Annotated in this window: 16 protein-coding genes; 5 read left to right on the forward strand and 11 right to left on the reverse strand. The window is 37.4% G+C overall.

Going from position 1 to position 13,884, the window contains the following annotated elements; genetic code table 11:
- Nucleotides 1–211: 211 nt before the first annotated feature.
- The 5 genes from tpiA to V3Z67_RS11245 form a co-directional block, all read right to left on the reverse strand.
- The gene (tpiA, locus tag V3Z67_RS11225) at nt 212–964 is read right to left on the reverse strand and encodes a triose-phosphate isomerase (RefSeq protein WP_330443396.1); all 753 of its coding nucleotides are present in this window, start codon (nt 962–964) and stop codon (nt 212–214) included.
- Nucleotides 964–1,464: a TlpA family protein disulfide reductase gene (locus V3Z67_RS11230; protein ID WP_330443397.1), complete on the reverse strand. Its 501-nt coding sequence runs from the start codon at nt 1,462–1,464 to the stop codon at nt 964–966. Before V3Z67_RS11230 ends, tpiA begins: the two co-directional genes overlap by 1 nt.
- Nucleotides 1,465–1,590: 126 nt before the next feature.
- Entirely contained in the window at nt 1,591–2,667 is a 1,077-nt protein-coding gene (locus V3Z67_RS11235; protein WP_330443398.1) for an ABC transporter permease, read from the reverse strand.
- Nucleotides 2,668–3,100: 433 nt separating this feature from the next.
- Nucleotides 3,101–4,201, reverse strand: a complete 1,101-nt coding sequence (locus V3Z67_RS11240) for a BT_3928 family protein (protein WP_330443399.1) — start codon at nt 4,199–4,201, stop codon at nt 3,101–3,103.
- A 63-nt stretch (nt 4,202–4,264) separates the two neighbouring features.
- Entirely contained in the window at nt 4,265–4,807 is a 543-nt protein-coding gene (locus V3Z67_RS11245) for a DUF1599 domain-containing protein (RefSeq protein WP_330443400.1), read from the reverse strand.
- 87 nt (nt 4,808–4,894) lie between these two features.
- On the opposite strand from V3Z67_RS11245, the gene folP reads away from it, so the two are divergent.
- Nucleotides 4,895–5,728 carry a dihydropteroate synthase gene (gene folP / locus V3Z67_RS11250; protein WP_330443401.1) on the forward strand — a complete coding sequence of 278 codons (834 nt, stop codon included), beginning with the start codon at nt 4,895–4,897 and terminating at the stop codon, nt 5,726–5,728.
- Nucleotides 5,729–5,761: 33 nt separating this feature from the next.
- Here the strand turns inward: folP and rlmH are convergent, their stop codons facing one another.
- The 5 genes from rlmH to V3Z67_RS11275 all read right to left on the reverse strand — a co-directional run bounded on the left by rlmH (nt 5,762) and on the right by V3Z67_RS11275 (nt 8,180).
- A complete protein-coding gene (gene rlmH / locus V3Z67_RS11255) occupies nt 5,762–6,235 on the reverse strand; it encodes a 23S rRNA (pseudouridine(1915)-N(3))-methyltransferase RlmH (RefSeq protein WP_330443402.1) in 474 nt (157 codons plus the stop codon).
- A 66-nt stretch (nt 6,236–6,301) separates the two neighbouring features.
- Nucleotides 6,302–6,748 (reverse strand): hypothetical protein, encoded by a 447-nt coding sequence (locus tag V3Z67_RS11260; protein ID WP_330443403.1) that lies wholly within the window; start codon nt 6,746–6,748, stop codon nt 6,302–6,304.
- 7 nt (nt 6,749–6,755) lie between these two features.
- Nucleotides 6,756–7,226, reverse strand: coding sequence for a hypothetical protein (locus V3Z67_RS11265; RefSeq protein ID WP_330443404.1), 471 nt, complete (start codon nt 7,224–7,226; stop codon nt 6,756–6,758).
- Nucleotides 7,227–7,229: 3 nt separating this feature from the next.
- Nucleotides 7,230–7,709 (reverse strand): hypothetical protein, encoded by a 480-nt coding sequence (locus V3Z67_RS11270; protein ID WP_330443405.1) that lies wholly within the window; start codon nt 7,707–7,709, stop codon nt 7,230–7,232.
- A complete protein-coding gene (locus tag V3Z67_RS11275) occupies nt 7,710–8,180 on the reverse strand; it encodes a hypothetical protein (RefSeq protein ID WP_330443406.1) in 471 nt (156 codons plus the stop codon).
- Between the two features lie 113 nt (nt 8,181–8,293).
- Between V3Z67_RS11275 and nadC the strand changes: the two genes are divergently transcribed.
- From nadC to priA, 4 genes are all read left to right on the forward strand, one after another.
- Nucleotides 8,294–9,151: a carboxylating nicotinate-nucleotide diphosphorylase gene (nadC, locus tag V3Z67_RS11280; RefSeq protein WP_330443407.1), complete on the forward strand. Its 858-nt coding sequence runs from the start codon at nt 8,294–8,296 to the stop codon at nt 9,149–9,151.
- Nucleotides 9,151–10,077: a YihY/virulence factor BrkB family protein gene (locus V3Z67_RS11285; protein WP_330443408.1), complete on the forward strand. Its 927-nt coding sequence runs from the start codon at nt 9,151–9,153 to the stop codon at nt 10,075–10,077. The genes nadC and V3Z67_RS11285 overlap by 1 nt, the downstream gene beginning before the upstream one ends.
- A gap of 21 nt (nt 10,078–10,098) precedes the next feature.
- Entirely contained in the window at nt 10,099–10,527 is a 429-nt protein-coding gene (locus V3Z67_RS11290; protein ID WP_330443409.1) for a DUF2147 domain-containing protein, read from the forward strand.
- A 185-nt stretch (nt 10,528–10,712) separates the two neighbouring features.
- Nucleotides 10,713–13,163 (forward strand): replication restart helicase PriA, encoded by a 2,451-nt coding sequence (gene priA / locus V3Z67_RS11295; protein WP_330443410.1) that lies wholly within the window; start codon nt 10,713–10,715, stop codon nt 13,161–13,163.
- Here priA and V3Z67_RS11300 read toward each other — a convergent pair.
- Nucleotides 13,160–13,861 (reverse strand): LytR/AlgR family response regulator transcription factor, encoded by a 702-nt coding sequence (locus tag V3Z67_RS11300; protein WP_330443411.1) that lies wholly within the window; start codon nt 13,859–13,861, stop codon nt 13,160–13,162. The two genes, priA and V3Z67_RS11300, sit on opposite strands and share 4 nt — an antisense overlap.
- Nucleotides 13,862–13,884 lie beyond the last annotated feature (23 nt).

Genomic DNA, 13,884 nt, shown 5'->3' on the forward strand with positions numbered 1-13,884 from the left:
GTTTGTTATCACGTGCAAAAATCTATGTCAGTTTTTACTTTACCATTAATTACGGAACAACCTAACATTAAGTTATATCGTTGTAGTGTTTATAAATGGTAAATTTTATGTAAACAAGGTAATGTAAAAGTTAACTGGTAGTGTTTTGATAGTCGTTTTTAATAAAAAAGCGGTAACAATTGTTACCGCTTTTCAAATATATTTATTATAATTAGATAGCGTTTACTATAGCAAGGAAGTCATCAGCTTTAAGCGCAGCACCACCTATAAGTCCGCCGTCAACATCAGGCTTAGAAAAAATCTCCTGAGCATTGTCAGGCTTAACGCTTCCGCCGTAAAGGATAGAAGTGTTTTCAGATACATCAGCACTTACGTTTTCTTTAATAAGCGTTCTGATGAAGTTGTGCATTTCCTGTGCCTGTTCCGGAGAAGCAGTTTCACCTGTACCAATTGCCCATACCGGCTCATAAGCCAATACAACATTGGTCCACTGGCTTTCACCAATATGGAATAAACCTTCTCTTAACTGGCTTTCAACCACGTTAAAATGGTTTCCGCTTTGTCTGTCGGCAAGTTCTTCACCAAAACAAAAAATGATAGTAAGGTTGTGTTTTAAAGCTGTGTTTACTTTTTCGGCTAATATACTGTTGGTTTCACCAAAGTAAGCTCTTCTTTCAGAGTGACCTAAAATAACAGTATTAACATCAATACCTTTTAGCATCCCTACAGAAATCTCGCCTGTAAAGGCACCGCTTTCTGCCTGGTGCATATTTTGTGCCGCTACAATTACATTGCTGCCTTTAGTTTGTATTACAGCACTTTGTAGGTTTACAAATGTTGGCGCTACTACAATTTTAGTAGCTGTATCTTGTGGTCTTTTGTTTAAAATGTCGCTTAGCAAAGCTTGGGTCTGCTGGCTGTCATTATTCATTTTCCAGTTACCTGCAACTATTTTTTTTCTCATTATTTCAGTTGTTTTAATATCGATATAAGTTTTTCGTCATCGGCTTCAATAGCTCTGAAAAGAGCTATGTTTCCTTTTTTGTCTACCACCATGTAACGCGGAATCCAGTCCAGTTTAACTGATTCGCTAAAAGCGCCGCCTTTCCATTTTGAACCAATAAGGTAGTTGTCTCCCTGTACATTGTATTTTTCAATGCCTTTTAGCCATGCTTCCTCGGTTCTGTCGTATGATAGGAAAAGGTAAGTAACATCGGAGAACTGCTTTTGCAGGTCGTGTACCTTTGGCATTCCCTTAATACAGTCAGGGCACCATGATGCCCAAATGTCTATTACTATGGTTTTTCCTTTATGTTTTTCCAGTATCTGCTTAAAGGTAACTTTTGTACCGTCGGTCGATTTCATGTTGTCGCTTAATGCCTGCTCACTAAAGCTTGTAGGTGTATTTTGCGCACATGAAAAAACTCCGAACAAAAGCACTGGTAATATCAGTAGTTTTTTCATTTTTTTATTGTTAAGAGTAACAAATTTACAATAACTGAACGAACAAATATCGTTTAAAAATGAAATATTTGGTAGGATTTAAGCAGGAAAAACTATTATATCGTTTTCGTAAAAAGGGAGTTAGCCTTAACTTAATCGTATTCTTGGATCAAGGTAGGCATAAATAATATCGACAAGGATATTGATAACAACAAAAGTAGCTGCAATTACCAGTACCGATCCCATTATAACAGGAAGATCGAGCGTGTTTAAGGCTTCGACAACCTCTTTGCCCAATCCGTTCCATCCGAAAATGTACTCCACAAAAACGGCTCCGGCAAGCATGGAGGCAAACCATCCTGAAATGGCTGTAACTACTGGGTTAAGCGCATTTTTAAGAGCGTGTTTCCTTATAATACGTATTTCACTTAATCCTTTTGCTCTTGCCGTACGAATATAATCCTGACCGAAGACTTCAAGCAGTGAGTTTCGCATAAGCTGTATTACTACAGCAAGCGGACGTATACCCAACACTATGGCAGGAAGAATAAGGTTTTTCCATTTTATGTATTTACCTTCGCCAAAGTCATCTACCTCATAAAGGCTGCCTGTCATGTCTAAATGGGTGTATTTGTGTAACAGGAAACCAAATACCCAGGCAAATAATATGGCAGCAAAGAAAGAAGGCACACTCATACCCAGTGTACTTACAAGCGCAATAAGTCTGTCTATCCATGTGTCTTTATAAAGGGCAGAAAGTATGCCCAGTATAATCCCTATTATTATAGCAATAATAATGGCAGATGTTGCCAGCACTACAGTATTAGGCAATGTATCTCCTATTACCTGAGTTACTTTTTTGCCGTTTTTCTGGAAACTTTCCCTTAGGTAGGGTGTTTTAAGTACAGTAGTAGTGTTACCTATGGTAAACAGTTTGGCAGCATTATATTTGCCTTCTGTTAGGTAAGTATAATCGTCTGGGTTTGTACTGTGAAATGAGAGTATAGACAGGTCGTTTAAATAGTACAGGTACTGTATTGAAACAGGCTGGTCAAACCCGTACTTCTTTTTGATAATGGCAAGCTGCTCACTGTTTTCGTTTTGATCAAGCATCATGCGGGCCGGATCACCGGGTAATACCGTAAACAAAAAGAATATCACTGTAACAACCCCAAAAAGGGTTAACAGCGCATATCCTGTTTTATATAGAAGGTACCTTATCAATTATTTTTGTTAATTATTGGGAAAAGTTTTGAGTAAAGCCATTTTGAAAAATTATATCCGTAATTTATTGTAAGGAACAGTCCTATTATTACCATAAATACCCCATTGTAAGTACTTAAATCATGTTTTGCTATAAACACATGATACAAGCCAAGGCACATTGGTAAAAAGCTTAAATATGATTTAAAGATTTTCATCTCAAACTTTATTTCTTTTTATTAAAAGCGTCTTTAAAAATATGGTAAATAAAAATTACGCCAAACACTATAGACAGTATTAGCAATAGCCACCCTATAATCAACATGACGATACCTATAGTAGTATCGGTTGACCCTTTACGGGTTAGTATAAAGCCTGTAAAGTAAATGATGACCAAAGCTATATAGGGCTTCAATCTGCCAGGTTGTCTGGGGTTTGACATAGTATTGTGGTATTATGGTAGTGAAACTTCGTCAATATCATTCCAGTGTGCTTTTTGCACTATAGTACCATAGTTTAGTACCACTATACCCGGATTAGCCCTGATAATGGTTTTAAGAGCAGTGGCATCACAAAACATATAATCGAAATTAAGGTTATAGTTAGCTGTTTTGTCAGCAATAACTGTTTCGTCAGATGCTGTTGCACCTACCACTTTATAACCTCTTTCACCTGCTTTTTTAGCAAAGTCATTCAGCTTTGCAAGTCCGTCGGCACTTGCTTTATCAAGGTTGTATGAAATAATCATAATTACTTTAGGATCTTCCAGTAACTCAGCAGTGTGATCTACACCGTCTCTTTCAAGAGAGAAATCGTGAATTGGCGGAACATAACCTTCTTTTACAAGTTTATCCATACGGTCTACAAACTCGGCATCACCAGGAATTTTATCCAGTTCTTTATCGGTGTACTCGGTATCAACACCGTTTACTTTATAAACAAATACCATTTCGTATTCCGACTTAGGGGCACCTTCAGGTACTTCCATACCCTTTTGTATGTTGGTTCCTACTTTATAAGCCCTGAAATCTTTTACAGGCAGGTGGTTAAGTACATAGTAACCAAACCATCCGCAAAATACAAAACTGGCAAGCACTACAGTATTGATTACTTCAGACTTAGTTATAGGCTTTATAAGGTTCTTATTGAAAAACAGTACTATTATCAGTAAGAGTAATACCACATCTTTAGTGAACGATTGCCAAGGGGTAAGCTTTAATGCATCGCCAAAACACCCACAGTCGGTCACTTTATTAAAGTAAGCAGAATAGAAGGTAAGGAAGGTAAAAAACACTATCATGAGCAGTAGGCTCCACGTGGTAAATCGTGATTTAAAACCTACCAATAACATTACGCCTAAAAGCACTTCAAATATCACGACAAACACAGCAATGGCAAGAGCAAACGGAATAAGGAATTCCATGTTAAGTACACCGGCACCAAAGTATTCTTCCAGTTTAAAGGAGAACCCCATAGGATCGTTTAACTTAATAAGTCCCGATATGATAAATAATACTCCTACGAGTACCCTGCAAATGTGTGTAAGTATTTTCATGATAGTATGGTATAGTTTTTCTCAAAAATAAAAGATATGTTCCTTCTATTTGTTAATGAGTTGTTATTGGTGTGCTTTCATGTGAATTAGGGCAAAAACCGAATAGTTTATCATATCCTGATAATTGGCATCTATCCCTTCAGATACTAACGTTTTTCCTTTATTGTCTTCAATTTGCTTTACACGAAGTATCTTTTGTAAAATAAGGTCGGTTAGTGAGCTTACTCTCATATCACGCCACGCCTCACCATAGTCATGGTTTTTGGCTTCCATCAGTTCCTTGGTAAGAGCTACTTTTTCGTCATATAACCTGGTAGCTGCATCCACATCAAGATCGGGCTGCTCGGCAATACCAAGGTCAATTTGAATAAGTGCCATTATGGAATAGTTTATAATCCCAATAAATTCAGACGCTTCACCTTCGTTTATCTTACGGGTTTCATTCTCCTGAAGGCTTCTTATACGCTGTGCCTTAATAAAAATCTGATCGGTAAGTGAAGGCAGGCGTAAAATGCGCCATGCGCTGCCATAATCCTTCATTTTGTTTATGTACAGTTGCCTGCAGTGGGCAATTACGTTGTCGTATTCCTGAGAAGTATTCCTCATTTCGGTGTATATTTGCTTGAAATTTTTTCAAATGTACTAAAAAGCCCCCAACTCCCAAAGGCGCTTTTTTAATAATACCATGTAAATATGACCATCAATTGCAAAGGCAGGCTAATAGATTTGACACAACCCAAAGTTATGGGGATTTTAAACTGTACCCCTGATTCGTTTTTTGACGGAGGGAAGTATAAGGCCGAAGCCGAGTTTACCCGACAGGCTGCCCGTATTTTTAGTGAAGGTGCCGATTTTATTGATATAGGTGCATATTCTACTAAGCCTAATGCCGAGTTTGTAAGTGAGGAGGAAGAACTGGCACGTATGGTGCCGGCTGTAGAGATGGTTTTAAAGCATTTTCCGGAGGCGATAATCTCGGTAGATACTTTCAGAGCTAAGGTTGCCAAAGCGGCTGTTGAGGCCGGTGCTGCTATTGTAAACGATATTGCTGCCGGTAACCTTGACGATAAAATGCTGCAAACGGTGGGCGAACTTAAAGTACCTTACATTATGATGCACATGCGCGGTACTCCGCAGGATATGGTTAAGTTAACCGACTATGATGATATTATAAAGGAAATGCTACTGTATTTTTCCCAAAAGATAGCCGAAGCCCGTAGTTATGGTATTGATGATATAGTGATAGATCCTGGATTTGGTTTTGCCAAAACATTACAGCAAAACTATGAGGTACTTAACAAGATGGAACTGTTTAAAATGACCGAATTGCCTATACTGGCAGGACTATCGCGAAAGTCCATGATATACAAACTACTGGGTATTACTCCGCAGGAAGCCTTAAACGGAACTACCGCACTAAACATGGTTGCACTAACCAGAGGTGCTAATATTTTAAGGGTACATGATGTGAAAGAAGCAGTGGAGGTGGTTAAGATGTATTCACAGTTACAGGTTTCGAGTTCCTAGTTTACGCGTAACCCGAAACAAATAACCCATAACCTATTGATGATGATAAGGTTCATTCCTTAAAATAGTAAAGCCTCGGTAGAGTTGTTCTATAAAGAAAAGGCGTACCATTTGGTGGCTAAAGGTCATGGACGATAATGATACCTTACCCTGAGCCTTACTGTAAATGGCATCTGAAAAACCATAAGGTCCGCCAATAACATACACTAAAGTCTTAACGCCCGAATTCATTTTCTTTTGCAGTTCGTCGGCAAACTTCATACTGGTAAAGGTCTTTCCGTTTTCGTCCAGTAATATAAGCTGGTCGGTAGCCGAAAGTTTGGAAAGTATAAGTTCGCCCTCTTTTTCTTTTTGCTGTGCCTCGCTAAGGTTTTTTACGTTTTTAATATCGGGGATAATTTCCAAATCAAACTTTACATAAAACGATAACCTCTTAGTGTAATCGTCTATAAGTGTTTGCAGGGATTTGTTATCGGTTTTGCCTATAGCGAGCAACTTTATGTTCATAGGGTATAGCTTAAAACGGCAAAGATACAAAGTTAAAAGGAAGCTGTTATTTAGATGAGAAAACTTTTAAGTTGAGTTTTTTCTTCGTTTAAATATGATAATAGGTGTAATAATAATAAGAGTTATTCCTAATAAAATGGATTGATTAATAACACAGTTTTTTGCCATGTAATAATACAGGTCTTTAGGGATTAACGGGTTGGTAATACTTAAGTAAATTTGTATAAGCTGTACTAACAGATATATTACATAGACACCTGTTACCGTTACTATAATGTTTTTGTAGGGTAAATGCATGTTTTCCTTTTTTGTAAATATCATTACAAAAGGCAGGGCAAAATCTGTTATTGCGAAAAGCGGATATACATAGGTACTGTTTTCCTTTAGTATTGCTTTAAACAAAAACTTACAAATCAAATACCCAATAACAACCCCATAAAATAGCAGAAACCATTTCCATGGGTTGTATTTTATAGGTTTTATAAATTCCTCTTCGTTAATTAAATCGTTCATAAAAAGTTTAGTTTTTTGATTTGTTTACAGTGTTTATAAAAGCTATAATTAAATGAAGTATTAACGAATCAAAAAATGCAATAAACTGTATAAGCAGTACATTTATAATTATTTCAGATAAAAGAGCTACTATAACCCCAATAAACGAATCGCTACCCAAATAATAACTTATTATTTTTAAAATTATAAACGGCACATAAAAGCAAATAGCTAAGTTAGTGAGTACATGCAACAGTTTAGGGTAAGAGAGTTTTAAACTGTATTTTTTTGAAAAAATCGCAACAAACGGCAATAAGATAAACAGTAAAACCGACCAATAACTGGAGAGGTTCACATTTGAGGCTTCATATAAAACATATTCAATTATAATACCTACAAAAGGTAATGAGGCAGCTATTATGTTGAAAGTCTTATATCGATTCCATAAGCTGGGTTCGGGAGCTTTTATAAAGTCTTTTTCATTAATTAAATCTTCCATGTTTTACAATTCAGTTTTTAATGCCTTTTTACGTTTGTGTCTTACAATAAAGAAAATAATAATGAATGACACTACTCCATAAGCCATTAAAACTAATAACCCTGTAAAATCTAAACCTTTAAAAAAGTATCCCGGCAGGAGTAGAGAAAAATCGTTTAGCTTAATAGCTTCTCCAATCCTGAGATGCAATACCGTAAAAAACCAGGAGTTAAAAGCCATTAATGCTACGGCGGTAATTAGCGTAGGGTAATCAGTATGGTAAATAGTTTTCTTTTTACCAAAAACCATTATAAAAGGAGAGGTCGTAATAAGTACAATCATTGCTGTAATGGTAATTGTCGTAGTCCTGTAAGGAATAAAATTTACCATGCCTGTTACAAGTCCTATTAAAATAAATAAAGCTCCATAGCAGGTAATAAACCATTTCCACGGGTTGTATTTTACGGGCTTTACAAAGTCTTGCTCGTTAAGTAGGTTTTGCATTTATTGGTTTATTTTTCTAATTAATAGTAAAACAGGAAATAAAACTAAAGAGATAATGATAACGGTTAAGTGTATCAGTACAGGTGTTACGATAATTTGACCTATAAGTTCTCCAATTTGGTAGCTGTTTTCAAAGGTTTTTGTAGAAATATCTGCTATTAATTTAAACACTACTTGAGATATGGATAAATACAATGATAAATGCATTAGTACTTTTAGGTAGCGCTTGTAATTAATTTTAAAATGGCTTTTGTATGAAAAAGTAAAGATTACAACGATAATCCAAAACATCATTAAAGCTAATGCTAAACCTGTACCTGAAAATTGTTTTTGGGTTAAGTTATTAAGGATTTGTATTATAAAGCCAAAAAAAGATATTACTAATGTAATTATATAGAAGACTTTATATTGTTGCCAAAGTGTTGGTTGTTTAACTGTGATAAATTCATCCTCTGTTAGTAAGTCCTGCATACGGTAAGGTTTTGGAAACAAATATAGAAAATTACCCTTACGTTACCACTGCAAACATTCCTTTCCATTTCCCGAAAAAAACCACTACTTTAGCAATACTATAATAAATACACATGATTTCGGATATTCAATTTCAAAAAGAACTCGATATAATTATTACCAATGCCATTAGGGAAGATGTAGGTGACGGCGACCACAGCTCGCTTGCCTGTATCCCGGCAACGGCTACAGGGCGTGCTAAACTACTGGTAAAAGATAACGGTATACTGGCAGGGGTAGACTTTGCTAAGCAGGTATTTGCCTATGTAGACCCAAACCTTGAAATAGAGGTGTTTTTACAGGACGGTACAGCAGTAAAGTATGGCGATGTGGCTTTTCATGTTTCGGGGAGTTCTCAATCCATACTAAAAGCCGAAAGACTGGTACTTAACGCTATGCAGCGTATGAGTGCCATTGCTACCAAAACCAAAAAGTATGTAGATATACTGGAGGGCACGGGAACCAAGGTACTTGATACCCGTAAAACCACCCCAGGAATACGCGCCATAGAAAAATGGGCAGTAAAGATAGGCGGAGGGGAAAACCACCGTTTTGCGCTGTATGATATGGTAATGCTAAAAGATAATCATATTGACTTTGCTGGCGGAATCACTCAGGCAATTACCAAAACGCACGAGTATTTAAAAGCGAATAACCTTGACCTGAAAATAATTGTAGAGGCTCGTGATCTTGATGAGGTTCGTGAAATAATAGCCAATCCGGGAGTGCACCGTATACTGCTGGATAATTTCGACTACAAACAAACGCGTGAGGCGGTAGAAGTTATTGGTAACTATTGTCAAACCGAATCATCCGGAGGTATAAACGAAGACACTATGCGTCATTATGCCGATTGTGGTGTAAACTATATATCATCGGGAGCATTAACCCATTCAATTTACAATCTGGACCTTAGTTTAAAAGCATTTTAATGTCGTTAGAACTGGAACATAAACTGGAGCGCATCCCTGTTCTTAAATATTTGGTTAGGCTTGGTAAAAGTATCAAGCTGCCATGGGGAGAGGGATTAACGCTTTATCACCTTACAGAGCTTTATATATCCGGTATTGTAAAAGGCGATGTGTCTTACCGTGCCGGTGCTATTGCATTCAGCTTTTTTATGTCGCTGTTTCCTTTTGCTCTTTTTATTCTTAACCTAATATCCCAAATTCCTATTGAGGGCTTTAGGGACGACTTTATGGATTTTGTTAGAGAAAATGTACCACCTAATACCTATAGTGCTGTTGAGTCCATACTGGATGATATTATGCAAAATAGCTATAGTAGTCTACTTTCTACGGGTATCCTCTTGGCTATACTCCTTATGTCAAACGGAATGAATGCTATTCTAAGCGGATTCCAGTCGTCACTGCATATTACCATTAAGCGAAGCTTTTTCAGGCAGTATGCCCTTGCTATAGGGTTATCGCTTGTGCTTTCTACAATACTTTTAGTAACTGTAGCGGCAATAGTTATCTTACAGATAATTATAGCGCAGCTTAAAAGCAGGGGATTCTTAAGTGACGATGTGATATATCTTGAAATAGGTAAGTATATCTTCCTGGTGCTTATGGTGCTAACCATTACTTCTATGCTGTTTAAGTTTGCCGCAAAAGAAACCAAAGGGGCAGCTTTTTTTAGTTACGGTTCGGTTTTTACTACTATACTGTTTGTTATAACTTCTTATGTTTTTGGTATTTATGTGGTTAGGTTTGCCCAGTACAACCAACTGTATGGAGCAATTGGTACGCTTCTTGTACTTATGCTGTATATTTGGATTAACTGTTTTATTCTTTTATTAGGATTCGAATTAAATGCGTTAATTCATAAATTAAAAAGGAAAAATTTATATATTTAGTAAAAATTAAACGTGTTTTTTATGAAGAAGTACTTTTTAACAGTATTGTTTGTTGCTATTGCCGGAATATTTTCGGCTGGCGCTCAGGTAACCGGGAAGTGGAAAACCATTGACGATGAAACCGGTGAAGCGAAATCTATCGTTGAGATTTATGAAAAAGACGGTAAGGTTTACGGTAAAGTGGTAGAAATACTTAATCCGGCTAAAAAAGATGCCAAGTGTACAAAGTGTAAAGGCGAAGACAAAGACAAGCCAATACTTGGACTTGTAATAATAAAAGGATTAGAGAAAGACGGTGACGAATATACCGATGGTGATATTCTAGATCCAAATAAAGGAAAAACATACAGCTGTACTATTAAGCTTGACGGAGAAGACAAGCTTGATGTAAGAGGGTATCTTGGATTTTCATTCATAGGCCGTTCTCAAACATGGCACAGAGTAAAATAATATTGAAAACAAATACAATAAAAAACACTCCATAACGGAGTGTTTTTTATTTAATGATGTTTTGTTTCATCTGTAAATGAAGCTGAATTTGTTCTTCTGATGCAGAGTGAGGAATCTCAATACCGGAAGCCTTAATATATACCCAGTTGTTTTATATTTGTATTCAAATCTAATTATAAGCCTGTATGCCCTTTTTTATAGAAGTAATTTTACCATTATCTCTGCCAAAACCTTTTACCTACGCCATAAACGAGGCTGAGTATGGTTTTATCAAAAAGGGGATGCGTGTGGCGGTTCCGTTTGGGCGTAATAAGATTTATACCGGACTGGTAACCGACCTGCATCAAAATCCGCCCCAGTTATATCAGGCAAAAGAAATCCACCAGATACTTGACGATTTTCCTATTGTTACCGAAACCCAACTAAAACACTGGGACTGGATTGCATCTTACTACATGTGTAACATAGGCGATGTGTACAAGTCGGCTATGCCAAGTGGTTTCTTATTGGAGAGTGAAACGCTTATTACCTCTAAAAAGGATTTTGATGTTAGCGATACCCAACTTTCTGACGACGAATACCTGGTGTATGAAGCGCTCCAAAAACAATCGGCTTTAAAGGTGCAGGAGGTGTCGGCTATCCTTAATAAAAAAACAACACTTCCGGTAATCAATAAGCTTATAGCTAAAAATGCTATTTCGCTACAGGAGGAAATAAACGAAAAGTACAAGCCTAAAACTATCCGCTATATCAGGATGCCACAGGAACTATTGCAGCAGGATAAGTTAAGCGGACTTATGGAGTTGCTATCACGTTCCCAAAAGCAAAGGGACGCGGTAATGTATTACTTCCAGTTGCAGGCAAGAAATAAAAAACCGATAAGCAAAAAACAGTTTACAGAGGAGTCGGGCACATCGGTAGCAGTAATAAAATCACTGGTTGATAAAGGTGTTTTTGAGGAGTACATCCTTGAGGAAGACCGTATTCAGTTTGAGAAAGATGATAATTCGGGTTTTCAGCTAAGCGATAAACAGCAGAAAGCTTTTGAGTCGGTCAAACAAAGTTTTGATACCTATCAGGTAACATTGCTGCATGGTATAACCTCCAGTGGTAAAACCGAAATATATATTAAACTTATTGAAGAGTTTATAAAAAGTGGTAAGCAGGTGCTGTATCTCTTACCCGAAATTGCACTTACAACCCAGCTGGTAGTAAGGCTAACAGCTTACTTTGGTAATCAGGTAGCGATGTTCCATTCCAAATACTCCAATAACGAACGTATAGAGACCTGGCAACAGGTACTTGAAGATTCAGAGAAAGCCCGTGTGATAATAGGGGCGAGGTCGGCTTTATTTCTGCCGTTTAATGACTTAGGACTTATTGTGATAGACGAGGAGCATGAGCAAACCTTTAAGCAACAGGATCCGGCTCCACGCTATCATGCACGGGATGCAGCCATCATGCTTGCAGGTATGTATGATGCTAAAGTATTACTGGGTTCGGCTACTCCGGGCATAGAAACCTATTACAATGCTACAGGAGGTAAGTATGGTTATGTACAGTTAACCGAGCGTTACGGTAAGGTATTGCCTCCCGAAATAGTTTTGGTTGATATAAAAGATAAGTACAAACGCAAGCGTATGACGGGTCATTTTAGTGATACCCTAAATGAGGCTATTGCCGAAGCACTTAGTGAGGGCAGGCAGGTTATACTTTTCCAGAACAGGAGAGGGTATTCTCCTTGGGTAGAATGTATGACTTGCGGACACGTACCGCAATGCCCGCAGTGTGATGTGAGTTTAACGTATTATAAGTTTAAAAACCAACTGCGCTGTCATTATTGCGGCTATAATATTGCTAACCCTACACACTGCCATCAGTGTCATTCGACCGATTTGTCTACTAAAGGTTTCGGTACAGAGCAGATTGAAATGGAACTGAAAGGTTTATTCCCTACAAAAAATGTATGGCGAATGGATCAGGATACTACACGTGGTAAATTTGGTTACGAAAAAATAATAGATGCCTTTAAAAACAGGGAGATAGATATACTGGTAGGTACGCAAATGCTGGCAAAGGGGCTTCATTTTGATAATGTGAGTCTGGTAGGTATACTAAATGCCGATAATATGTTGTACCAGCCTGATTTCCGTGCATTTGAAAGGGCTTACCAAATGATGGTACAGGTTGCCGGCAGGGCAGGACGTAAAGATGTGAGGGGTAAGGTACTTATACAAACTTACAACCCGTTGCATAATATAATCCAGCAGGTAACTAATAACGATTATCCTGCCATGTATAAAGAGCAGGTGTATGAAAGGCATAACTTTAAATATCCGCCGTTTTACAGGTTAATAAGGTTAACCTTAAAGCAAAGGGATTATGAAAAACTAAAAAATGGGGCGTTGTGGCTGTATAATGTATTATCGCAAAACCTTAATATCCCGGTATTGGGGCCCGAGGAGCCTGCTATTAGCAGAATAAGGAATGAGTACATACGTACTATAATGATAAAATTGCCACAGGGTAATTCAATTGGGGGCACCAAAAGAGCAATAGTAAAAATCCTGGACAGTTTTGACGCAATACCTCAGTATAAGTCAATAAGGGTTTCGGTTAACGTAGATCCTTATTAAGAAGAAGCCTTGTTAAGGGCTTTAGCCAGTTCTTCTTTTTTGTTCCTGCTTAGTGGTATTTTTACAGGGCCTATTTCGGCAAATTTACTGTTAAATCGTTCTACGCGATCAATGTTTATAATAAATGACTTGTGTACACGCATAAACTTTTCGTCAGGAAGTTCGCTTTCAAAAGATTTCATGGTCGAGAGTACAAGGTGGTTTTCCTCTTCGGTAATAATCTTCACATAGTCACCATAAGCTTCAATCCATTTGATTTTGGAAATAAATATCTTGAAGTTTTTAAGGTTACTTTTAATAAAGATAAACTCACCATCGTCTTCCGTATTTTCCTTTTTAAGGCTTTGCAGGTCGAGTGCTTTTTGAACGGCCTTGTTAAAACGGTCTTTAGTTATGGGTTTATGCAAATAATCGATAGCTGCATATTCAAAAGCCTTAAGAGCATAGTCTGACTTGGAGGATACCACAATAATTTGTGGTCTTTTTTTAAGTCCGTCCAGCAAGTCAAACCCGCTTTGTACCGGCATTTCAATGTCCAGGAACAAAACGTCAACAGGCTTGGTTAGGATACAATTCCGTGTTTCCGACGCATTAGAGAAATCACCTAACAGGTTAAGATCCGGGTGGTCATTTACGAGCTTGGCAATCGTGATCCTATGAATTGTGCTATCGTCAACAACAACACAGTTTAGTTTCATGATTCAATTAGGTTTGTAACGTT

The sequence above is a fragment of the Flavobacterium sp. C4GT6 genome, from assembly GCF_036347315.1.
GTDB lineage: Bacteria > Bacteroidota > Bacteroidia > Flavobacteriales > Flavobacteriaceae > Flavobacterium.

What these genes read in the sequence shown, in the direction of transcription:
- tpiA (WP_330443396.1), bottom strand. Translation starts at nt 964, where the DNA reads ATGAGAAAAAAAATAGTTGCAGGTAACTGGAAAATGAATAATGACAGC.
- V3Z67_RS11230 (WP_330443397.1), bottom strand. Translation starts at nt 1,464, where the DNA reads ATGAAAAAACTACTGATATTACCAGTGCTTTTGTTCGGAGTTTTTTCA.
- V3Z67_RS11240 (WP_330443399.1), bottom strand. Translation starts at nt 4,201, where the DNA reads ATGAAAATACTTACACACATTTGCAGGGTACTCGTAGGAGTATTATTT.
- V3Z67_RS11245 (WP_330443400.1), bottom strand. Translation starts at nt 4,807, where the DNA reads ATGAGGAATACTTCTCAGGAATACGACAACGTAATTGCCCACTGCAGG.
- folP (WP_330443401.1), top strand. Translation starts at nt 4,895, where the DNA reads ATGACCATCAATTGCAAAGGCAGGCTAATAGATTTGACACAACCCAAA.
- rlmH (WP_330443402.1), bottom strand. Translation starts at nt 6,235, where the DNA reads ATGAACATAAAGTTGCTCGCTATAGGCAAAACCGATAACAAATCCCTG.
- V3Z67_RS11260 (WP_330443403.1), bottom strand. Translation starts at nt 6,748, where the DNA reads ATGAACGATTTAATTAACGAAGAGGAATTTATAAAACCTATAAAATAC.
- V3Z67_RS11265 (WP_330443404.1), bottom strand. Translation starts at nt 7,226, where the DNA reads ATGGAAGATTTAATTAATGAAAAAGACTTTATAAAAGCTCCCGAACCC.
- V3Z67_RS11270 (WP_330443405.1), bottom strand. Translation starts at nt 7,709, where the DNA reads ATGCAAAACCTACTTAACGAGCAAGACTTTGTAAAGCCCGTAAAATAC.
- V3Z67_RS11275 (WP_330443406.1), bottom strand. Translation starts at nt 8,180, where the DNA reads ATGCAGGACTTACTAACAGAGGATGAATTTATCACAGTTAAACAACCA.
- nadC (WP_330443407.1), top strand. Translation starts at nt 8,294, where the DNA reads ATGATTTCGGATATTCAATTTCAAAAAGAACTCGATATAATTATTACC.
- V3Z67_RS11285 (WP_330443408.1), top strand. Translation starts at nt 9,151, where the DNA reads ATGTCGTTAGAACTGGAACATAAACTGGAGCGCATCCCTGTTCTTAAA.
- V3Z67_RS11290 (WP_330443409.1), top strand. Translation starts at nt 10,099, where the DNA reads ATGAAGAAGTACTTTTTAACAGTATTGTTTGTTGCTATTGCCGGAATA.
- priA (WP_330443410.1), top strand. Translation starts at nt 10,713, where the DNA reads ATGCCCTTTTTTATAGAAGTAATTTTACCATTATCTCTGCCAAAACCT.
- V3Z67_RS11300 (WP_330443411.1), bottom strand. Translation starts at nt 13,861, where the DNA reads ATGAAACTAAACTGTGTTGTTGTTGACGATAGCACAATTCATAGGATC.